Raw genomic sequence first — 20,324 nt, forward strand, 5'->3', positions numbered from 1 at the left:
CTGTCGAATCCCGTCTCATCCCGAGGATGAGTCCACCGGCTCGTGGTTTACTTCCAAGAATACAGATTGTGCCGCCCCACGGCCGGCAAGTCTAGGAGACGCCCTCAGCGCCCGCGGCGGCGGATCTCGATCAGCCCCAGGTCGATGAGGCGGTGGACGAGCGCCTCGATCTCGTCCGCCTTCAGCCCCGAGAGGAGCCGGACCTCCTCGATGGTGGACTTGCCGTCCATTCTGGAGATCACCTTCCACTCCGCGGGCGACAGCGTGGTCCGGTTGAAGTCGAGGGCCGGCGTGGTGCGCGGGATGTCGACCATGAAGTTGAGGCGCGCCCGCGCGGCCTCCGCCTCCCCCTGCCGGGGCTCCTCGAGCGTCGCCGCGGCGAAGGCCTGACCGGAGATCAGATCGACGAAGGCCGGAACCCCCTGGTCGTCGCGGCGGAAGTAGCGATGGCTCGCGTCGCACTCGTAGACCTTGTCGTTGTTCGAGCGGAGATGGGCCGGTGACTCTTTGTGCGACGCGTTCGGGCAGCGGTACGTCACCATCGATCGGAGATTACCACAGGACCCGCTCAGCGTCGGCCCGTCCACGCGCTCGTCAGGTAGCGGTGGGCGCGCAGCCACTCCCCCCGCCCGGCCTCCGCGGGCGAGAGGCTTCCCGGAAGGCAGCGCACGCCGAGCGCCTGTTCGAACCCGCGGCCCAGCGCCGCCGCGATCTCGGGAAGCGTCACGTCGCGCCCCGCGAGGCGCGCGAGCCCCGGGACGTCGGGGACCTTCTCCCCCGCCCGCTCGCCGCCGGTCGCGCGGGTGAGGAGCGCTCGATCGAACCGTCGCGGAATCGAGCCGTGCTGCAGGAAGGCGCCCCGGCGCCGCGCGGAGGAGCTGCCGACCACCTTCGCCCCCGAGGCCACGATCTCGTGACGGGAAGGGCGGGAAAAGCAGATGGCGCTCTCACGGTGCGAGTCGCCGTCGCGCGCCTGTTCGGCGATCGAGGCCCGGACGCCGAGCCGGGCGAACCCCGCCAGGAGCCCCTGCGCGACGACGCCGTAGGCGTCGAGGAGGGATCCGTCGAAGGGGGCGTCGCCGCGCCGCCCGATCACCGCGTAGGTGATCTCGTCGTCGTGCAGGACCGCGCGCCCGCCGGTGGGCCGCCTCACGACGTCGAGCCCCGCGTCGCGGCACGCGGCGAGATCGGCCGCCCGGTCGAGCTCCTGCGAGAATCCGATCGAGAGGCAGGGCGGGGAAAAGCCATAGAGACGGAGGACGGGGAAGCCCGGCGCCCCCGCGTCGCACGATTCGAGGAGCGCCTCGTCCACCCCCATGTTCCGGAAGCCGTCGGCGGGGGGATCTTCGATCAGGCGCCACGTTGCGCGAGGATCTCCATCGTCCATCAGGCGGCGCCGCTCAGAGAAGCGATTCGACGGTCGCGGAAGGCCTCCCCTGGCTCTCGGCGACGGCGCGGCAGGTGATCTTCCCCTTGAAGACGTTCGCCCCCTTGCGCAGCGAGGCGTCCGATCGCAGCGCTCCCTCGAGCCCGTGCTTCGCGAGCCTCAGGACGTACGGGAGCGTGGCGTTCGTGAGGGCGTAGGTGGAGGTCCGCGGGACCGCCGCGGGCATGTTCGCGACGCAGTAATGGATCACGCCGTCCACCTCGAAGACGGGCTCCGCGTGCGTCGTCGGCCGCGTCGTCTCGACGCACCCCCCCTGATCCACGGCGACGTCGACGATGACCGCCCCCCTCTTCATGCGCGGGAGCATGTCGCGCTCGACGAGACGTGGGGCGCGCTCGCCGGTCACGAGGACCGCGCCGATCACCAGGTCGGCCTTCGAGAGCGCGTCGGCGATGTGGGATCGGTTGCTCGCGAGCGTCGTGACCCGGCCGCCGAAGATGTCGTCGAGGTACTGCATGCGCCGGGCGGAGGTCTCGAGGATCGTCACCCGCGCGCCCATGCCGAGGGCCATCTTCGCGGCGTTGATCCCCACCGTGCCGCCGCCGATGATCGCCACCTCGCCCGGAGGGACGCCGGGGACTCCGGCGAGAAGCACGCCGCTTCCGCCGTAGCTCTTCTGGAGATGGTACGCCCCGACCTGGATCGACAGCCTTCCCGCGACCTCGCTCATGGGCGTGAGGAGGGGAAGGCCGCCGTGGGCGTCCTCGATCGTCTCGTACGCGATCGCCGCGACGCCGCTGTCCACGAGCGCGTGCGTGAGCTGCGGCAGCGGCGCGAGATGCAGGTACGTGAAGAGGATCAGCTCCTTGTGGAAGCGCGGGTACTCCGACTCCTGGGGCTCCTTGACCTTCACGATCATGTGGGCCGCGCGGAAGACGTCGTCGGCGCCGGCGAGGGTCGCCCCGGCCTCCCGGTAGTCCACGTCTGCGATCCCGCTGAGGGCGCCCGCCCCCGCCTCGACCACGACCGAGTGGCCGTCGCGCACGAGCGCCCGGACTCCGGCGGGGACCAGCGCCACCCGCGTCTCGCCGCTCTTCACCTCGCGCGGAACTCCAATCGTCATCGATTCCGTCTCCGCGCCGTCACCGGCGCCCGTCGCGCTCGGTGTCGATCTGCGCCCGCTGGAGCGAGCCGCTGAAGTCGACGTAGATGGACTTCCACTCGGTGAAGATGTCGAGGACCGTCCAGGCGGCCTCGCGGTGCCCGTTGCCCGTCTGCTTGACGCCGCCGAACGGGAGCTGGACCTCCGCGCCGATCGTCGGCGCGTTCACGTAGAAGATCCCGGCCTCCACGTCGCGCATCGCGCGGAACGCCGTGTTGACGTCGCGCGTGTAGATCGCCCCCGAGAGGCCGTAGACGGTGCCGTTCGCGATCGCGATCGCCTCGTCGGCGGAGGAGGCCTCGATCACGCTGACGACGGGGCCGAAGATCTCCTCCTGCGCGATCCGCATCGTCGGCTTCACGCCGGTGAAGATCGTCGGCTCATGGAAGGTCCCCCGGTCGAAAGCCTTTCCCGTGAGCCTGTGGCCGCCGCTCGCGAGCTTCGCCCCCTCGCGCAGGCCGATCTCGACGTAGGATTCGACGGTCTTGAGCTGCGATTCGTTGACGGTCGGCCCCATCTGGATCGCCTCGTCGAGGCCGTTGCCGACCTTGAGCTCGCGCGTCCGCGCCACGAATCGCTCCACGAACGCGGCCATCACCTTCCTGTGCACGATGAGGCGGCTCGTCGCCGTGCAGCGCTGGCCCGTCGTGCCGAAGGCGCCCCAGAGACAGCCGTCCACGGCGAGCTCGAGATCGGCATCGTCCATGACGATGATGGCGTTCTTCCCGCCCATCTCGAGGGAGCACCTCTTGAAGCTCTCGGCGCAGGCCCTGTTCACGGACCGTCCCACCTCGGTCGAGCCGGTGAACGAGACGAGCGCGACGTCCGGGTGGTTCATGAGCGGGGCGCCGACCGACTGGCCCGTGCCGGTGACGAAGTTCACGACGCCGGCGGGGATTCCCGCGTCCTCGCACGCCTTCACGAAGTGAGCCGACGAGGCGGGCGTGTCGGTCGCGGGCTTGAGGATCACGGTGTTCCCGCAGACGAGCGCGGGGATCAGCTTCCACGAGGGGATCGCCATCGGGAAGTTCCACGGGGTGATGAGTCCGCAGACGCCGACGGGGACGCGGATCGACATCGCCCACTTGTTCGGGAGCTCGGCGGGGACCGTCTCGCCGAACATCCGGCGCCCCTCGCCGGCGGCGTAGAAGGCGGTGTCGATCGCCTCCTGCACGTCCCCCCGCGTCTCGCCCAGGACCTTCCCCATCTCTCGAGTCATGTCACGGGCCAGCGCTTCCTTGCGATCCATCAGGATCTGGCCGAGGCGGTAGAGCAGCTCGGCCCGGCGCGGCGCCGGCATGGCGCGCCACGCGGGAAGAGCCCTCTTCGCGGACGCGACGGCGCGGTTCACGTCCTCGGGGCCGGACTTCTGGAAGCGGCCGACGAGATCGTCGCGATCCGCGGGGTTGCGGTTCTCGAACGTCTCGCGCGTAGTCGACTCGATCCAGGCGCCGTCGATGAAATTCCTGTACGTCTCGGCTGAGGCCATGGGAGATCTCCTTGGAAGAGCGCGGACGCCGGGACAAGCCCTCCGGGATGAAGCGATAAGCCCTTCCGGGGCAACTTGTTAGAGGTGGGTGAGACTAGGATCGCCCGGGGCCGGGTGTCAAGCAACTCACGTCGTGAGCGGGGCTGCACGGGCGCTCGGGAACGGCGCCGGAAAATGAAACGGCCCGGCTGCGATGTCTCGCGGCCGGGCCGATGATGGCGTCCAGGAGTCCCCGCCGTAGCAGCTATGCTCTGAAAGGGGGGGTAGGGCTAGCTACTTGGGGGGTTGGGTGAGTCCGGAAGGAACCCCTGGAACCCTGATGAAGCCTCAATTGTCAAATTTTGCTGCGACCTTTCGGCCGCCACGAGGAGGACTAGTGCGATGGGCGTGCCAGCCCGTCCCGCCACCCGGAGTACGACCGCTTGATCGCGCTCCGGCTGTTTGTTTGGAGAGGCTTACAGTCGAATGGGCGGCGCTGCGGAGCGCGCGGCCCAAAGGAGTGAACTGACGATCGATTGACGGGGCCCCGGCGCGATCACGGTGAACTAGCTGAAAAGACTGGCTAGGCTCGGTGTCGGAGCGTTGACGAACTGACGGCCCGTGGAACGCTCGTTCGGTCGGGCGACCGTACAGTCGTTACGGCGTTACGACGAGAGGCGCTTCTCGAGCTCCTTGATGCGCGCGCCGACGTCCCGGTACCGCGTGTCGGCACCGTACACCTCGACGAGGAGAGCCATCGCCTGGCGATACTCCCCCATCTGCTCGAGCACCTCGGCGAGATCGTATCGCACGCCGTTGACCCTCCCGTCGTCGGCACCCGCGGCGCCGAGGAGCGCGTCGAGCCCTTTCCTGTACCAGGTGACGGCGAGGGGGAGCATCCCCTTCTCCTTGAAGCAGATTCCCAGCATCGAGCAGCAATCGGGAAGGCGCTTCGCGTCCTTCGAGGCGAACTGGAACTCACCGATCGCCTCCTCGGTCAGCCCCATCTCCTTGTACGCGATCCCCAGGTTGTAGTGCGTCTCGAAGTCCTCGGAGTCGACCTGTTGCTCGATCCCCTTCTTGAAGGCGGAGACGATCTCGTCGAGGCTGTGTCCCTCGGGTGACGCCTCGATGGCGGCGAGGGCGTCCGCCTCGGCCTCCGTCTCGGAGCCGAAGAGGCTGGCGTCCAGCTCCGACGCGAGGTCGAAGAAGTCCGCCGCCGCAGCCCCGGGCTTCGCGCCCCCCTGAGCCTCCCCTGCCTGGACACCGGCCGGCTCGGGAGCCTGCTCGGCGGCCGGCTCCGCGGCCTGCGATTCTTCCCCCTCTTCGACCTCGAGCGCCTGCGACTCCTCGCCGACGCTGGCCGCGCCGAGAGCGGCCCGTCGCGCCTCGATCTCGGCGTGCGGGCCGAACGACGCCTCGAGGCGGCTCAGGCACGCCGCCGCCTCCGACATCATCTGCTGCTCCAGGTAGAAGTCGAACTCGCGAAGATCCTCCTGGGGCGGCCCCGACCCGGCGGCCGTTCCCTCGGCGCCGGGCTCCTCGATCGTCTCCTCTTCCTCGATGACGAACTCCCCCGCCTCGGGCTCGGGATCGGGGGGCTTCGCGGGGGCCCGGCGCGTGGGCCCGGGGCGCGTCGCCGCTTCGCCCCCTCCCTGCAGCAGCGCCTCCATGGCCGTCACGGCCGCGCACGAGGCGTCGATGCTCTTCGCCTCCTGGAGCGCCGCGGCGGCGCCGGTGCGATCACCCCTGTCGGCGAGGATTTTCGCGAGAGCTGCGGCCTCGCCCGCGGCCCGCTCGCGATTTCCCTCCTCGAGGTAGACGTCCCGCAGCCTCTGGCGCGACGGCACGTGCCACGGGAAGCGCTCGACGATCGCGCGAAGCTGCTCCGCCGCGCGATCGGCGAGGCCGTACTTCACGAAGACCTCGGCCTCGGTGAGGTGCTCGCTGATGAACTCCTCGTCCTCGGGGCTCAGCGCCTCCTCGCCGGCCGGGCCTTCCGCGAGATCGCCCACCGCCTCGTCGGACCCGCCGCCGATGTCCTGCGCCTCGTTCGACTCGGATCCTCCGGAGACGTCGATCTCGATCTCGAAGTCTCCCGCGTCGTCGGCGGGCGCTTCCGGAGCCGGCGGGGCGGGCGGCGTGACGGACGCGGCGGCCCGCTGCCGATCCGTCGCCGGGCGGACGGCCGGCATCGATCCGGACGTCGATCCGGACGTCGCCTTCAGCCGGGTGACGCGCTCCCGGTGCGTGGTGACCTGCGGCTCGATCTCGGCGAGGCGCTTCGCGACCGCGAGCGCGGCGTCGACGTCCCCCTCCTGCGCGGCGGCCTCTGCGAGCTTCTCCCCGAAGACAATCGTGCCGGCCTTGTTCCCGAGACGGTTGTTGGTCTCGTACAGGCTCTGGAGCACGGGGCGGCTCTCGGGCGCGGAGGCGAGGAGCGACTCGAGCACCTTGACAAGCTCCGGGCCCCGCCCCGCCCCCAGGATCGTGTCCACCGCGGGGGTGATGAGGGCGTGCGCCTCGTCGATCTCACCCTTCGCGGCGAGCAGCTTCGCGAGAGCGAGCGGGGCGTCCGCGCGGTGCGCGTCCTTCGCGAGGACGCGGCGCAGGACGTCCATCGCCTCGTCCCCTCGTCCGACTCCGGCGAGCGCCTCGCCGCGGATCGCATGGACGGCGAGGCTCTGGGGGTGCTCTTTCAGGAGCTGGTCGGCGACGGAGAGGGCCTTCTCGAACTGCCCCGACGCGACGAGCGCCGCGCCGAGGCCTTCGGCGACCTCGAGATCGCCCCGCCCGGCGTTGAGCGCCATCTCGTAGACGCGGGCGCTCTCCTTCGTCATCCCCTTCGCGTCGAGCTCGCGCGCGAGATCCAGGAACGCGCGCGCGGCATCTCCCCCCTTGCCGTACTTCAGCTTCAGCTCGGCGAGGGCGAGCCGGTGCTTCAGGTTGTCGGGCTCCAGCTTCACGAGCGACTCGTAGATCGAGATTGCCTTCGGCGCCTGCCCCGCCTTCATGTGCGCGTCGGCCACGGCGACGTACTGCGCGCGGGCCTCCGGCTTCAACCCCTGCTTCGCGTACAGGTCGGCGAGGCGCTGGAGCGTGTCGAGGTGGGACGGCTCGATCTTGTTGATCTTCTTGTAAATCGCGATGGCCTTCAGGAAGAAGCCGTCGGCGGCGTGGATCTCGGCGATGCGGGTGAAGGTGCGCGTCGCCTCGCCCTTCTTGCCGAGCTGGACGTACAGGTCGCCGATCTTGTTGAGCGTGACGAGATCGCGCGGGTTGTCGGAGACGAGCGCCTGGTACTGCGCGATGCCGGCGTCGTACTTCTTCGCCTGCACGAGCTTCTCGGCCTGCTGCTGGACTTTGTTTCGATCAATCGCCAAGGCGCGTGTCCCTCATCCCTCGAACGCCAGCGAGGCTTCCGTGAAGACGCCCCGGAACGTGCGCCGGTGGATCTCGCACGGGCCGGACTCGAGGATCGCCGCGAGGTGCGCGGCCGTCCCGTACCCGCGGTTCATCTCGAACCCGAACGCCGGGTAGGCGGCCGCATAGTGCTCCATCACCCGGTCCCGCACCACCTTGGCCACGATCGACGCCGCGGCGATGCTGAAGCTCTTCCGATCCCCCTTGATGAGGCTCACTTGCGGCGTGGCGAGATCCGGAAGGAGCGCCGCATCGAGGAGGATGTGATCCGCGGCGACGGGCAGCGCGTCCACGGCCCTTCTCATGGCTCGAAGCGTGGCCTGCCGGATGTTGACGCGATCCACCTCGTCGGCGCTCGCCGCCCCGAGACCCACCGCGACGACGCCGCCCAGGATGCGCCTCGCCGCCTCCGTCCGCCGCGACGCGGTCAGGAGCTTGCTGTCGTCGACGCCGCGCACGTCGGCGCGGCGATCGAGGATCACCGCCGCGGCGACGACCGGCCCGGCGAGACACCCCCGCCCGACCTCGTCGACGCCCGCCACGCACACGCGCCCCTCGGCGTACGCCTCGTCCTCGAAGCGCCAGGTCGGGGGCAACCCTGTCAGGCCTCGACCTTGGTCCGCGTCTCGTCCCGCTTGAGCCGGGCCGCCTTCCCCTTGCGCTCGCGCAGGTAGTAGAGGCGCGCGCGGCGCGTCTTGCCGCGCTGGACGAGCTCCACCTTGCCGATGGTCGGCGAGTTCATCGGGAAGATCCTCTCCACGCCGATGCCGTCCGTCACCTTGCGGACGGTGAACGTCGAGCGGAGGCTGCCCCGGCGCAGGGAGATGACGACTCCCTGGAAGACCTGGATGCGCTCCTTCTCGCCTTCCTTCACCTTCACCGACACCTTGATCGTGTCGCCGGTGCGGAACTCGGGCAGATCGTTTCGTTTCTCTCGGGCTTCAATCAACGCGATCGGGTCCATCATCCCTCTCCTGCTCCGCCGGATGGGCCGCGCCCCTTCTGGGGCCCGCCTCCGGCTCCGCTCTCACCTTCCGTCTCCACGAGATCCGGTCGGCGCCGGTCCGTGTTGCGCAGCGACATGAGGCGCCGCCACTCGTCCACCCGGGCATGATCGCCGGACATCAGCACCTCCGGCACCTTCATCCCCCGGAATTCCGCCGGCCGCGTGTACTGCGGCGCGCTGAAGACCCCCAGGGCGAAGGAATCGGCGAGCACCGATTCGGCGTTGCCGACGACGCCGGGGACGAGCCGCGCGATCACGTCGACGACCACCGCCGCCGCCGGCTCGCCGCCGCTCAGCACGTAGTCGCCGATGCTCAGCTCCTCGTCCACCAGATGCTCCTTCACCCGCTCGTCCACCCCCTCGTACCGGCCGCAGATCAGCGTCAGCCTATCGTAACGGCTGAGTCGAAGGGCCTCGGCGTGGCTCAGCACCCGTCCCTGGGGCCCGAGCAGAACCGTCCGCTCCCGCTCGCACGGGAAACGCCGCCGCACGTCCTCCACCGCCGCGAAGATCGGCTCGGGCTTCATCACCATCCCCGGGCCGCCGCCGAAGGGGTCATCGTCCACCCGCCGGTGCGCCCCCTCCCCGAAGGGTCGCAGATCGTGCAGCCTCAGCGTGATGAGCCCGTCCCGCCTCGCCCGGGCCACGACCCCCTGGCCCGCCGAAGCCTCCACGATCTCCGGAAAGAGCGCGACGACGTCAAACTGCATTCAGGTCCACGAGGCCTTCGGGAAGCTCGACCACGATCCTCCCGGCGGCCACATCCACCTCCCGGCACAGCTCGGGGACCGCGGGGATCAGGAACTCGCCGCGATCGCTCCGAACCTCGAGGAGGGTCTGCCCCGCGGGGTTGAGCACCCGGACGACCTTTCCGAGCACCTTCCCCGCGCGGTCCACGATCGTCAATCCCTCGAGCTGCCATACGAAGTAGCGGCCCGGCGGAGCTTCCCGCGGGCTGTCGTCGCGCGTGACGCGAATCTCGGCTCCCGCGAGCGCCCGCGCGGCCTCGACCGTGTCGACGCCCGTGAGCTTGATCACCGCCCGCGCGCCGAGGTGCTTCCACCCCTCGAGCCGCGCCTCGCGCCTCAGGCCCGAGCGCTCGACGATCTCGACGCTCGTCACGTCGTCGAGCCGCGACGGGTCGTCCGCGTGCAGCGTCACCACCACCTCGCCGCGGAGCCCGCGCGCGCGATCGATCTCCGCCAGAAGGACCGTCTCCGCGCTCAAACGATCTCCCGCGTCACTCCAGGATCTCGAGGACGAAGTGCCTGCGGAGCTTCATCCCCGCCGCTCCGAGAATCGTGCGGATCGACCGCGCGGTCCGCCCCTGCCGGCCGATCACCTTCCCGAGATCGTCGGGAGCGACCCTCAGCTCGAGGACCGTCGTCTGCTCACCGACCACCTCCGAGACCACCACCTCTTCCGGCTTGTCCACCAGCGCTCTCGCGATCAACTCGAGCAGTTCCTTCATGGCGCGTCTCCGCTCGGGTCAGGCGGTCTTCGGTTTCGCCGGACCCTTCGCCTGCTTGATGAAGGAGGCGACGCGATCGCTCGCGACGGCGCCCTTCCTGATCCACTCCTCGGCCCTCGCCACGTCGAGCTTCAGGAGCTTCGGCTTCCTCATCGGATCGAAGAATCCGATCATGTCGACGTTCCGCGCCTTCGGGCGCCGGGTCGAGTCGTTGACCACGAAACGGTAGAAGGGCCGGTGGGTCGATCCCATCCGGGCCAGCCTGATTCTGAGCACCATGTCCTCCTGTCTCGACGTTGCCTTGATGCGACGCGCCCGCGGGCCGCTTCGGCCCGCGACGCGCTTTCAGCGAAATCCGAATGGAAAGCCGCCCTTGCGGGCTCCCTTTCGGGAGGCCTGCCGGACCGCCTGCTTCATCATCTTCCTCATCTGACCGTACTGCCGGAGCAGCCGGTTGACCGCCTGCACCGACGTCCCGGAGCCCCGGGCGATCCGCTTCCGGCGGCTGCCGTCGATGATGTCGGGCCGCCGCCGCTCGGGGATCGTCATCGAGTCGAGGATCGCCTGCGTCTCGTTCATGGCGCCGTCGTCCACCGGCATGTCGCCGAGCGAAGGAGCCCCCGGCAGCATGCCGAGAAGGGACGAGAGCGGCCCGAGCTTCTTCATTTTCCGGAGCTGATCCCTGAGGTCTTCGAGGCTGAAGTCCCCCGCGGCCATCGATCGCGCGGACTGTTCCGCCTCGTCGCGATCCACCACCGCCTCGACCTTCTCGATCAGCGAGAGCACGTCTCCCATTCCGACGATGCGCGACGCCATGCGCTCGGGGTGGAAGACCTCGAGATCCTCCACCTTTTCACCCGTTCCCGCAAACTTGATCGGGATGCCGGTGACCGCCTTGATGGAGAGCGCGGCCCCTCCGCGCGCGTCGCCGTCCAGCTTCGTGAGCACCACCCCCGTCAGCGGCAGCGCGGCGGCGAAGGCCGCGGCGGAGCTGACCGCGTCCTGACCGGTCATCGAGTCGGCCACGTACAGGATCTCCCGCGGGTTCAGGATCCCGGCGATCGCCTGGATCTCCGCCATCATCCCGTCGTCGATGTGGAGGCGGCCGGCGGTGTCGACGATGACGGGATCGTATCCGGTCGTCTTCGCGTAGCGCGCGCCCTCGCGCGCGATGTCGCGGGGATCCGACGCCGCGTCCACCTCGAGGCAGTGCACGCCGATCTTCTTCGCGAGCGTCCGGAGCTGCTCGATCGCGGCGGGGCGGTAAGTGTCGGCCGGGACGAGGAGCGGGGCGTGCCCCTGCTTCTTGAGATGGAGGGCGAGCTTCGCCGCGGTCGACGTCTTGCCGGAGCCCTGGAGGCCTGCCATGAGGATGACGTTGGGGGGGTTCCCAGACACCTTGAGGCTCGTCGCCCCCTCGCCGAGGAGGCTGGTCAGCTCCTCGTTCAGGATCTTGATCAGGTGCTGGTCGGGGCTGAGGCTCTGGAGGACCTCGGCTCCGAGGGCCTTCGTCCGCACGCGATCGATGAACTCGCGGGCCACCTTCACGTGGACGTCCGCCTCGAGGAGGGCGAGCCGGATCTCCCGGAGCCCGTCCTGCATGTTCGCCTCGGTGAGACGGCCATGCCCGCGGAGGGTCTTGAGAACGCCCTGGAAACGCTGTGTGAGGCCTTCGAGCATCGATGATTCCCGACGAGGTTCGATGGGAGACACGCACCCCCGGCGGAGCCCGCTGGCTTCGCGCAGGTTACGGAATTTTTGATTATACCCGCCCGTCGCGACCCGTCAAGGGTAAGGTCTTTGGCGAGCGAGACTTGCGGGAGGTGAGGCGGGCCGAAGGCCTACTGGAACGACGAGGTCATGATGAAGAGGCTCTGGAACCGGTCATTGGTGTCCCGGAGCCGGGCCGCCAGGGTGCGGCACAGCGCCCAGAGCATCTTGCACGCGAGCGCGGTGTCCTTCTCCATCAGCTCCCTCAGCTCGCGGATCCGGAACTCGATGAGGCGGGCGCTTCCCTCGTGCGGGAAAGCGTGCGCCGATCTCGGCGTGTCGTCGAGGAGGGCCATCTCTCCGAAGAAGGCCCCCTCCCTGAGGATCGCCAGGGCCTCCTCGCCGAGCGGCGTCATCTTGCTGATGCGGACCGCCCCCTTCTCGACCAGGTAGAACGCCGCTCCCGCGTCCCCCTCCGCGAAAATCGCCCTGTCGGGCTCGAAGTCCACCACGCGCCCGATGAGGAGCACCTGGGAGAGCTCCTCGTCGTCGAGGGTCGCGAAGATCGGGGTGCGCCTCAGGAACTCCTCTTTCATGTGACGACCTCCCGCTCACAGGATACCCCCTCGGGAGCCCCGGAGCACGGCGCGCGCGCCGCGCCGCGATCGATCTTGCCGAAGAAGCGCGAGACCGCCGCCTCGACGCGCGACCCGAGCTCGTGCCCCTTCCGCGCCGCCTCGAGAAAATCTCCCACGGCGATCATGCGATCCACGTCGGGAAGCGCCAGGTCGACGTCGTGCAGCTCGTCCTTGAGCCTCTCGAGCTCGGCCCTCCCGTCCCTCGGCGACGGCGCAATCCGGATCGCGGCCCGCGCGCCGTCGAGCAGCGTTCGGGCGCGCCGCACGGCGTCTTTGGCCTCGGCCTCCGCCGCCTCGCGCTCCCGGTCGGCGGAGGCATGGGCCGCCTCGCCGTCATCGCGCGCCGCGGCGAGCAGCGTTCTCGCGCGAGAGTAGTCGCGGGCGGGCCCGAACCGGGCGTCCTGCCGCTCGATCTCCCGCCCCGCTCCCGCGAAGATCTCCTTCGCGCTCTCCGTCTCCGCCACGGCCCACTTCCCGGCGGAGGCCCGCACGGCGCCGTCCACCGCATCGCGGGTCGCCTCCAGCTCGGGCGTCGGTGGCTTCTCGCACCCTGCGAGAGTGAGCGCCGCGCAGACGGCGCACGCGGCGAGGAGCGGCCCGGAAGCCCTGACGCGCCCCATCAGACGGACGAGAGGAGGTGGCCGAGCTTTTCCTTCTTGGCCTTGAGGTATTTCTCGGTGATGTGCGCCGTCGACGGGATCTCGAGGGGCACGCGCTCGACGACCTCGATGCCGAAGCCGCGGAGGCCGATGAACTTCTTGGGGTTGTTCGTCATGAGCCGGATGCGGTTCACGCCGAGATCGCAGAGAATCTGCGCGCCGATCCCGTAGTCCCGGTGAACCGCCTTGAACCCCAGAGACTCGTTGGCCTCGACCGTGTCCTTCCCCTGGTCCTGCAGTTCGTAGGCGCGCAGCTTGTTCTCGAGCCCGATGCCGCGCCCCTCCTGCCTCAGGTAGACGACGACGCCGTGCCCCTCCGCCGCGATGATCTCCATCGCGCGGCTGAGCTGCCGGCCGCAGTCGCAGCGCTGCGAGCCGAAGACGTCGCCGGTGAGGCACTCCGAGTGGACGCGGACGAGCGTCGGCTGGTCGGGCTTCGGCTCGCCGAGGACGAGAGCGAGGTGCGTCTTCTCCTCGAGGTCGCTCCGGAACGCGATGAGCCGGAAGGGGGCGTGCACCGTCGGGAGCTGCGTCTGCGCGATGCGCCTCACGAGCCGCTCCTTCTGGAGGCGGTACTGGATGAGGCTGGCGATCGTGATCACCTTGAGGCGGTGCCGCTTCGCGAACGCCGTCAGCTCGGGGACGCGGGCCATCGTCCCGTCCTCGCGCATGATCTCGCAGATGACGCCGGCGGGCTTCAGCCCGGCCATGCGGCAGAGATCGACGGCCGCCTCGGTCTGCCCCGCGCGCTTGAGGACGCCCCCGCGCGCCGCCATCAGCGGGAAGATGTGCCCCGGCCGCGCGAGATCGGCGGGCCTCGACGACGGGTCCATGCAGACCTGGATCGTCCTCGCCCTGTCGGCGGCCGAGATCCCCGTGGTGATCCCGTCCTTCGCGTCGACGGCGACGCAGAAGGCCGTGCCGTAGGGAGTCGTGTTCTTCTCGACCATCAGCGGGATCTCGAGCTCTCCCAGCCTCTCGTCGGTCATCGGCAGGCAGATGAGCCCGCGGCCATGCCTCGCCATGAAATTGATCTGCTCGGCGGTGATCTTCTCGGCGGCGACGGTGAGGTCCCCTTCGTTCTCGCGATCCTCGTCGTCCACCACGATGATCATCTTCCCGGCGGCCATGTCGGCGACCGCCTCCTCGATGGACGCGAAGCGCCCGCCCCGCCGGCCCGGCTTCCCCCGCGGCGTCCGGACGACCTCCGCGAGCGGGGCCTTTCCGCCGTCTTCTGTCCTCTTCATGCGATGCCTCTCTCTAACGGCCGAGTGCCGCGCGCACGTACTTCGCGAGGACGTCGGCCTCGAGGTTGACCTCATCTCCTGCCTTCAGCCCGCCGAGGTTCGTCGCCTGGAGCGTGTGAGGGATCAGCGCGGAGGTGAACGATCCGCGCCGCACGCCGGAGACGGTCAGGCTCACACCGTTCACCGCGACGGATCCCTTCTCGACGAGAAACCCCTTCATCGAGGCCGGGTGCGCGAAGCGCATCTCGACGAACGCCGCGAGGCGCCTCAAGCCGGCGACGGTGCCCGTCGCGTCCACGTGTCCCTGCACGATGTGTCCCCCGAAGCGCCCCGACGCCGCGAGCGGCCGCTCCAGGTTGACCGCCGCCCCTTCGCGCGCCGCGGCGAAGGTGCTCCGGCGGCACGTCTCCTGGCTGAGCTCCGATTCGAACCAGCCGGGACCGTGCGCCGTCACGGTCAGGCATACGCCGTCGACGGCGATGCTCTCCCCGATCGAGAGACCTTCCCGGCCGCGCGGGCGCGTGACGCGGAGCGTGAGCGTCCCGCGCCGCCGGATGATCCTCTCGATCCGCCCGAGTTCCTCGATGATCCCTGTGAACATGATGGCGCACCCCTCGGAGAGCCGCAACTGGTCAGCGGACGGCACCCGGCCTTCCCGTGATGACGATATCGCCCGCGAGCCTCCGGATCCTCATCTCGTTCAGGTGGATGGCGTCCGCGAGCCGCGCGGCGCCCCGCCCCGCCACGGCCGGCACGGCGTCCCTGCCGCCGAGGATCTTCGGCGCCACGAACAGGACGACGCGATCGACCGCCCCCGCGTGCAGGAACGACCACGCCACGTCCCCGCCTCCCTCGACCAGGAGCGAGCCGACCCCTCTCGCCGTCAGATCCGAGAGGACGGACCCGAGGTCCACCCCTCCCGACCTGCCGCGGCCGACCCTCATCACCGTCGCTCCGGCCCTCTCGAGACGCGCGCGACCCCGGGAGGAGGCCGAGGCCGTGTACACGAGCACGCGCCCGCCCCGCGTGGTCAGGAGGCGGGATCGCGGCGAGAGCGTCAGGCGCGTGTCGAGGACCACGCGCGCGGGCTGGCGTCCCGGGCCCCTCACCCCTCTCGCGGTCAGGCGCGGATCGTCGGCACGGGCGGTGCCCGCGCCCACCAGGACGGCGTCGTGCTGGCCGCGCATCCGGTGCGCCGCCCGTCGCGACGCGGGGGAGGTGATGTAGCGGGACTCGCCGCGAGCGGTCGCGATCTTCCCGTCGAGAGTCATCCCGACCTTCAGGGTCACGAACGGGCGTCCCTCGAGGACCACGGTGGTGTAGGCCGCGTTGAGCTCCTCCGCCGGCGCGCGAAGCGTCCCGACGTCGACGCGCACGCCGGCGCGCCTGAGGGCGCGGAACCCGCGGCCGTCCACGAGCGGGTGCGGGTCGCGCATCGCGGCGACGACGCGCGCCACCCCGGCTCTCAGGATCGCGTCCACACAGGGGGGCGTCTTCCCGTGGTGCGCGCACGGCTCGAGCGTCACGTAGAGCGTCGCCCCCGACGCCTGCTTTCCGGCGCGCCGCAGCGCGACGACCTCGGCGTGCTCGCCCCCGAAGCGGGCGTGGTGTCCCACCGCGACGACGCGGCCGCGCTTCACGACGGCCGCGCCGACGAGGGGGTTGGGGTGGACGCGCGCGCGGCCGCGCCGCGCCGCGCGGAGGCACACCTTCATGATCCGCTCGTCCGCGCCCGCCGCGATCGTCACCGGGGCCCCGGGGGAGCTCCGCCGGCGCCGGAGGGCGCGTCGTCGGAAAGGCCGAGGATGCCGGCGAGATAGTCGTCGATCGAAAAGGGGAGAAGGTCCTCCATCGCCTCGCCGACCCCGACGTACTTGAGGGGGATCCCGAGCGATCGGCCGATGCCGATGGCGATCCCTCCCCGGGCCGTGCCGTCGAGCTTGGTCAGGACGAGCCCGGTGATGCGGCCCGCCTTCAGGAACTCCCGCGCCTGGATGAGGCCGTTCTGCCCCGTCGTCGCGTCGACGACGAGGAGCGACTCGTGGGGCGCCCCCTCGACCTCGCGCGCGGCGATGCGGAAGAGCTTCTCGAGCTCCTTCATGAGCGGCGCCCTCGTGTGAAGGCGGCCGGCGGTGTCGACGATGACGAAATCGCTCCCGCGGGCCTTCGCCGCCCGCAACGCGTCGAAGACGACCGCGCCCGGATCGGCGCCGTCGGCGTGACGGACGAGATCGACTCCCACGCGCCGGGCCCACGCCTCGATCTGCCCGATCGCCGCGGCGCGGAAGGTGTCGGCGGCGGCGATGAGCCCCTTCTCGCCGCGCGACGCATAGATGTGCGCGAGCTTCGCGGTGGTCGTCGTCTTGCCGCCGCCGTTCACGCCGATGAGGAAGACGACGCGCGGCTTCGGCGCCGCCTCCGTCGTCGCCGGGGCGGGAACCTCGAGCGCGCGGATCTCGTCCGCGAGGGCGCGCCTGAGGGACTCGAGGTCGAACGACCGCGACTCCCGGAGCCGCCTCCGGACGCCCGCGCTGATCTCGCCGGCGGCTTTCACGCCGACGTCCGCGGCCAGGAGCGTCTCCTCCAGCCCCTCGAGAGCGCCCGTCGCGGCGGCGTCGGCCGTGGCGGCGCCCGGCGCGAAGAGGCCCGAGAGGCGCTGCGCGATCCCGTCGCGGGTGCGCGCGAGACCGTTCTTGAATCGATCGAGGATGCCCACCTTCGGAGATCGATCCGTCAGGAGGAGGCTTCGAGCCGCTTGAGGTGGTCGCGGGCCGTTGGCGCCTCGGGCCCGTTCGGGCTCAGCTCGATCACGCGCTTGAAATGCTCCCGGGCGCGCCCGCCGTCCCCGTTCCTCTCGAGCGCGATCGCGAATCGAAGGTTGAGATCCGCGGAGTCCTTCATGCCGCCGAGGGCCGACTCGTAGGCGGCGAGCGCTCCCCTGAGATCTCCGTTCCGCTCGAGGACCTTTCCCAGCTCGTAGTTTCCGCGGGAGTAGGCGGGGTTCGACGCCACCGATTCCTTCAGCTCGGCGAGCCCCTCCGACTCGCGCCCCATCCTGAGGAGCAGCAGGCCGAGGTTCATGTGCAGCTTTTCGGGGGTGAAGTACGTCCGGTCGGTGAGACCCTCCCGGTAGTCGGCCTCGGCGGCCGGGAAGTTCCCCTTCTCGACGTACGCCCAGGCCCGCCATGATCGCGCCTCGGTGAACTGCGGGCGCCGATCGATCGCGGCGGTGAAGTCCTCGATCGCCTTGTCGTACTCGGAGCGCATGAACTCCACCTCGCCGCGCGTCATCCACGCCTCGGGGTTCTTCTTCGCCTCCTGGATCGCGAGATCGGCCTGGTTGAGCGCCTCGGGCAGGCGATTGTCCCCCATCAGCTTCTGCGCGAGGGCGATGTGCGAGTCGCTGCGCTTCGCCGCGCGGATCTTCTTGTCCGCCGAGACGCACCCGCCGCTCGCGAGCGCGAGCGGGAGAAGGAGCGCGGCCGCGAGCGCGGCGCGGGAGCTAGTCGAGAACCTCATAGATCGGCATCTCCTCGCGAAGACCCTTCAGCCGGACGCTGCCGAGGCCCGCGATGTTGAAGTGGTCCTTCACCAGCTCGTACGTCGGCTGGCCGATGATGATCTTCCCGGAGTCGGGGGTCGCCTTCACGAGGCGGGAGGCCAGGTTCACGGCGTTGCCGAGGACCGTGTACTCCATGCGCTTGATCGAGCCGATGTCGCCGGCCACGACGTGCCCCGAGTTGATCCCCGCGCGGAAGGCGATGCGGGCCTCGGGGACGCGCGAGCGGTTCGCCTCGTCCTGCGCCCGGCGCATCGCCTGCGCCGCCTTGATGGCGCGCGTCGCGTGGTCGCCGTAGGGGATCGGCGCGCCGAAGATCGCCATGATCTCGTCGCCGATGTACTTGTCGAGCGTCCCCTCGTATTGGAAGATGATGTCGGTCATCCTCGAGAAGAAGTCGTTCAGCACGAGGGCGACCTGCCTCGGCTCCATGTGCTCGCTCATCGACGTGAAGCCCACGACGTCGGCGAAGAGGATCGAGCAGTCGACCTCCTGGATGTCGAGCGTGACCCCCGCCGTGGACGAGTCGCCGGTGGAGAGGATGCGCTGGATGACCGCCGCGGAGTGGTAGCGCTCGAGCTTCGACTTGGCCTTCTGCTCCTCGTGGATCCGCCGGTTGAGGCGCGCCTGCTCGATGCCGACCGCCGCGTAGTTCGCGATGGCGGACAGGAGGTCGAGCTCGGTCGGGCTGAACTGGCTGAGGTTGCTCGAATCGAGCTGCACGAGCCCGATGACGCGGTTCTGGTTCCACAGCGGCGCGCACATGAACGATCGGATCTTCGCCGCCGCGATGCTCTCCTTCCCGGCGAACTCCTGCCCGGCGTCGAGCGAGTAGATGGCGACCTTGTCGTTCAGGACCTTGTCGACGAGGGTGCGGCTGACGGTGACCCCCTGCTTTCCCGCCGCCTTCTCGTCGCGGTACTTCACGATCTTCGTGACGAGATCGCGCCCCTGATCCTCGACGAGCATGAGAAAGCCGCGCTCCGCCGGGATGTGCTCGAAGATCAGCGTCATGATCTTCTCGAGGAGATCCTCCTGGCTCTGCGTGGTGATCAGATCCCTGGCGAGCTGGCCGAGGGCGAGGAGGATGCGGTTGCTCTTCTCGAGCGCGGCGGCGTCGCGCGCGCCGGGGGCCGGGGCCCCGGGCTTCGGCGGCGCGGCGGTCCCCGCGCCGAGGAGGCCGGGCATCAGGTTCTGGAGCTCGGTGACCGATCGGATGACGGTCGCCCCCCCCTCGGTGATGGGCCGCCCCTCGCTGACGACGACCTTCTCGCTGAGCTGGCGCCGGAAGTGGAGCGGGTACTTGCCCAGGGTGATCTCGTCGCCGTCGGCGAGCACGACCTGCGTGATCCTCGCGCCGTTGACGCGCGTGCCGTTGCGGCTGTTGAGATCGATGCAGACGAAATCGTCTCCGTCGCTCGTGACCTTCGCGTGCTGCCTCGAGATCCCGTAGTCGGTGAGCTGGAGCTGGCACTCCGGGCCGCGGCCCATGACGGTCTCGCCGCGATCCAGGACGAGGCTCCTCTCCTCCTCGCCCACCCTGTAGACCAGCTGGTACGTCTCCCCCGTCACGTCAGCTCCTCGCGAAGAACCGGCTCACCCGCCCCATGAACCCGCCCGGCGCAGGGACGGGCTCGGGAACGTCCACGTCCGCCCCCTCGATGATTGCCCGCGGAACCTCGTGCGCCATCCGCCGGGCCGTCTCCTCCCCCGCGCGGCTCGCGAGGAGCTCGGTGGCCGCCCGCATCTCCGGGCGGCGGTGCCGTGCGTCGTGCGCGTCGGAGGCGACCGCGTGGACGAGCCCGCGCTCGACCATCCGCCACGCGGCCCTCTCGGATCTCTCGCCGAACGTCCCGAGGAGGCTCCCCCCGGTGACCTGAGCCAGCGCGCCGAGCCGGACCAGCGTCTCGAGGCGCGAGAGGTTCTTCATGAAGAAGCCGATCCGCTCGGGATGCGCGAGGACGGGCGTGACCCCCGCGAGCTTCAGGCGGTAGACGACCTCCTCGGTGCCGCTCACGACGTCCTGGAACGGGAACTCCAGGAGCATGTACTTGCGGTTGTCGTCGTAGGTCATCAGATCGCCGTCCCTCAGCCGGACCACCAGATCGGCGGCGACGTGCACCTCGGATCCGCGCACCAGCCGGAGCGGGATGCGCTCCGCTTCGACGGCGCGCCTCAGCAGCTCGAACGGCCCCTCGATGGTCTCCCTCGTGTTGGGATACTTGAACTCCATCAGGTGCGGGGTCGTGACGATCGTCTCGATCCCGTCCTCGGCCGCGATGCGGCACAGCGCGATCGAATCGTCGAGGGTCTTCGCCCCGTCGTCGATCCCGGGGAGGATGTGGCTGTGAATGTCCACCATCGAAACCGCGACCTCTCGATCCGCCCGCGGCCCGATCCACCGCCGACACCCCCGCCGCATCTCCGGACGGCCGTCATTCTAACAGAACCCCGCCCGCCGTTTCGACCGCGACGGGGCGCGGGTCGACTTGCTCCGCGGGGTCGGCTGCGCTCAGGACCCCGCCTGGGTGCGCCTCCCCTCGGCGGCAAGTATCGCCACGTCATCTCGCAGCCTGTCGCTCGCCAGCTCGCGC

Annotated in this window: 21 protein-coding genes; all 21 read right to left on the reverse strand. The window is 70.0% G+C overall.

Translation table 11 applies throughout. From position 1 onward, the window contains the following. Positions 1–104 precede the first annotated feature (104 nt). Entirely contained in the window at positions 105–542 is a 438-nt protein-coding gene (locus HY049_05855) for a hypothetical protein (GenBank protein MBI3448426.1), read from the reverse strand. A gap of 26 nt (positions 543–568) precedes the next feature. After that, complete coding sequence (locus tag HY049_05860; protein MBI3448427.1) at positions 569–1,387, reverse strand: lipoate--protein ligase family protein; 819 nt, start codon at positions 1,385–1,387, stop codon at positions 569–571. Between the two features lie 13 nt (positions 1,388–1,400). Continuing rightward, entirely contained in the window at positions 1,401–2,510 is a 1,110-nt protein-coding gene (gene ald / locus HY049_05865; GenBank protein MBI3448428.1) for an alanine dehydrogenase, read from the reverse strand. A gap of 19 nt (positions 2,511–2,529) precedes the next feature. After that, on the reverse strand, positions 2,530–4,038 hold the full coding sequence (locus HY049_05870; GenBank protein ID MBI3448429.1) for an aldehyde dehydrogenase family protein: 1,509 nt from the start codon (positions 4,036–4,038) through the stop codon (positions 2,530–2,532). A 644-nt stretch (positions 4,039–4,682) separates the two neighbouring features. Beyond that, a complete protein-coding gene (locus HY049_05875; protein ID MBI3448430.1) occupies positions 4,683–7,400 on the reverse strand; it encodes a tetratricopeptide repeat protein in 2,718 nt (905 codons plus the stop codon). Positions 7,401–7,412: 12 nt separating this feature from the next. Next, a complete protein-coding gene (locus tag HY049_05880) occupies positions 7,413–8,036 on the reverse strand; it encodes a ribonuclease HII (protein MBI3448431.1) in 624 nt (207 codons plus the stop codon). 5 nt (positions 8,037–8,041) lie between these two features. Beyond that, positions 8,042–8,404, reverse strand: coding sequence for a 50S ribosomal protein L19 (rplS, locus tag HY049_05885; protein ID MBI3448432.1), 363 nt, complete (start codon positions 8,402–8,404; stop codon positions 8,042–8,044). After that, on the reverse strand, positions 8,404–9,156 hold the full coding sequence (trmD, locus tag HY049_05890) for a tRNA (guanosine(37)-N1)-methyltransferase TrmD (protein ID MBI3448433.1): 753 nt from the start codon (positions 9,154–9,156) through the stop codon (positions 8,404–8,406). The genes rplS and trmD overlap by 1 nt, the downstream gene beginning before the upstream one ends. Continuing rightward, positions 9,146–9,673 carry a 16S rRNA processing protein RimM gene (gene rimM / locus HY049_05895; GenBank protein ID MBI3448434.1) on the reverse strand — a complete coding sequence of 176 codons (528 nt, stop codon included), beginning with the start codon at positions 9,671–9,673 and terminating at the stop codon, positions 9,146–9,148. The genes trmD and rimM overlap by 11 nt, the downstream gene beginning before the upstream one ends. A 13-nt stretch (positions 9,674–9,686) precedes the next feature. Then, positions 9,687–9,917 carry a KH domain-containing protein gene (locus HY049_05900; protein MBI3448435.1) on the reverse strand — a complete coding sequence of 77 codons (231 nt, stop codon included), beginning with the start codon at positions 9,915–9,917 and terminating at the stop codon, positions 9,687–9,689. A gap of 18 nt (positions 9,918–9,935) precedes the next feature. Then, positions 9,936–10,193: a 30S ribosomal protein S16 gene (gene rpsP / locus HY049_05905; GenBank protein ID MBI3448436.1), complete on the reverse strand. Its 258-nt coding sequence runs from the start codon at positions 10,191–10,193 to the stop codon at positions 9,936–9,938. 69 nt (positions 10,194–10,262) lie between these two features. Beyond that, positions 10,263–11,597, reverse strand: coding sequence for a signal recognition particle protein (ffh, locus tag HY049_05910; GenBank protein ID MBI3448437.1), 1,335 nt, complete (start codon positions 11,595–11,597; stop codon positions 10,263–10,265). Between the two features lie 161 nt (positions 11,598–11,758). After that, positions 11,759–12,223: a cyclic nucleotide-binding domain-containing protein gene (locus HY049_05915; GenBank protein MBI3448438.1), complete on the reverse strand. Its 465-nt coding sequence runs from the start codon at positions 12,221–12,223 to the stop codon at positions 11,759–11,761. Further along, complete coding sequence (locus HY049_05920) at positions 12,220–12,885, reverse strand: hypothetical protein (protein MBI3448439.1); 666 nt, start codon at positions 12,883–12,885, stop codon at positions 12,220–12,222. Before HY049_05920 ends, HY049_05915 begins: the two co-directional genes overlap by 4 nt. Continuing rightward, positions 12,885–14,171, reverse strand: a complete 1,287-nt coding sequence (locus HY049_05925; protein MBI3448440.1) for a bifunctional 3,4-dihydroxy-2-butanone-4-phosphate synthase/GTP cyclohydrolase II — start codon at positions 14,169–14,171, stop codon at positions 12,885–12,887. Before HY049_05925 ends, HY049_05920 begins: the two co-directional genes overlap by 1 nt. A 13-nt stretch (positions 14,172–14,184) precedes the next feature. After that, complete coding sequence (locus HY049_05930) at positions 14,185–14,772, reverse strand: riboflavin synthase (protein ID MBI3448441.1); 588 nt, start codon at positions 14,770–14,772, stop codon at positions 14,185–14,187. Between the two features lie 31 nt (positions 14,773–14,803). After that, positions 14,804–15,886: a bifunctional diaminohydroxyphosphoribosylaminopyrimidine deaminase/5-amino-6-(5-phosphoribosylamino)uracil reductase RibD gene (gene ribD / locus HY049_05935; GenBank protein ID MBI3448442.1), complete on the reverse strand. Its 1,083-nt coding sequence runs from the start codon at positions 15,884–15,886 to the stop codon at positions 14,804–14,806. 29 nt (positions 15,887–15,915) lie between these two features. Then, the gene (ftsY, locus tag HY049_05940; GenBank protein MBI3448443.1) at positions 15,916–16,887 is read right to left on the reverse strand and encodes a signal recognition particle-docking protein FtsY; all 972 of its coding nucleotides are present in this window, start codon (positions 16,885–16,887) and stop codon (positions 15,916–15,918) included. A 17-nt stretch (positions 16,888–16,904) separates the two neighbouring features. After that, on the reverse strand, positions 16,905–17,690 hold the full coding sequence (locus HY049_05945) for a tetratricopeptide repeat protein (protein ID MBI3448444.1): 786 nt from the start codon (positions 17,688–17,690) through the stop codon (positions 16,905–16,907). After that, positions 17,674–19,302: an FHA domain-containing protein gene (locus HY049_05950; GenBank protein MBI3448445.1), complete on the reverse strand. Its 1,629-nt coding sequence runs from the start codon at positions 19,300–19,302 to the stop codon at positions 17,674–17,676. Before HY049_05950 ends, HY049_05945 begins: the two co-directional genes overlap by 17 nt. A gap of 1 nt (position 19,303) precedes the next feature. After that, positions 19,304–20,092 (reverse strand): hypothetical protein, encoded by a 789-nt coding sequence (locus tag HY049_05955; GenBank protein ID MBI3448446.1) that lies wholly within the window; start codon positions 20,090–20,092, stop codon positions 19,304–19,306. Between the last annotated feature and the right edge of the window lie 232 nt (positions 20,093–20,324).

It is taken from the genome of Acidobacteriota bacterium (assembly GCA_016195325.1).
GTDB lineage: Bacteria > Acidobacteriota > Polarisedimenticolia > JACPZX01 > JACPZX01 > JACPZX01.

Bases quoted from the DNA above. Each gene is read 5' to 3' on its own strand.
- HY049_05900 (MBI3448435.1), bottom strand. From the start codon at position 9,917: ATGAAGGAACTGCTCGAGTTGATCGCGAGAGCGCTGGTGGACAAGCCG.
- HY049_05860 (MBI3448427.1), bottom strand. From the start codon at position 1,387: ATGGACGATGGAGATCCTCGCGCAACGTGGCGCCTGATCGAAGATCCC.
- HY049_05945 (MBI3448444.1), bottom strand. From the start codon at position 17,690: ATGAGGTTCTCGACTAGCTCCCGCGCCGCGCTCGCGGCCGCGCTCCTT.
- HY049_05925 (MBI3448440.1), bottom strand. From the start codon at position 14,171: ATGAAGAGGACAGAAGACGGCGGAAAGGCCCCGCTCGCGGAGGTCGTC.
- HY049_05855 (MBI3448426.1), bottom strand. From the start codon at position 542: ATGGTGACGTACCGCTGCCCGAACGCGTCGCACAAAGAGTCACCGGCC.
- ffh (MBI3448437.1), bottom strand. From the start codon at position 11,597: ATGCTCGAAGGCCTCACACAGCGTTTCCAGGGCGTTCTCAAGACCCTC.
- rplS (MBI3448432.1), bottom strand. From the start codon at position 8,404: ATGGACCCGATCGCGTTGATTGAAGCCCGAGAGAAACGAAACGATCTG.
- HY049_05920 (MBI3448439.1), bottom strand. From the start codon at position 12,885: ATGGGGCGCGTCAGGGCTTCCGGGCCGCTCCTCGCCGCGTGCGCCGTC.
- HY049_05930 (MBI3448441.1), bottom strand. From the start codon at position 14,772: ATGTTCACAGGGATCATCGAGGAACTCGGGCGGATCGAGAGGATCATC.
- HY049_05915 (MBI3448438.1), bottom strand. From the start codon at position 12,223: ATGAAAGAGGAGTTCCTGAGGCGCACCCCGATCTTCGCGACCCTCGAC.
- ald (MBI3448428.1), bottom strand. From the start codon at position 2,510: ATGACGATTGGAGTTCCGCGCGAGGTGAAGAGCGGCGAGACGCGGGTG.
- HY049_05955 (MBI3448446.1), bottom strand. From the start codon at position 20,092: ATGGTGGACATTCACAGCCACATCCTCCCCGGGATCGACGACGGGGCG.
- ribD (MBI3448442.1), bottom strand. From the start codon at position 15,886: ATGAAGGTGTGCCTCCGCGCGGCGCGGCGCGGCCGCGCGCGCGTCCAC.
- trmD (MBI3448433.1), bottom strand. From the start codon at position 9,156: ATGCAGTTTGACGTCGTCGCGCTCTTTCCGGAGATCGTGGAGGCTTCG.
- HY049_05870 (MBI3448429.1), bottom strand. From the start codon at position 4,038: ATGGCCTCAGCCGAGACGTACAGGAATTTCATCGACGGCGCCTGGATC.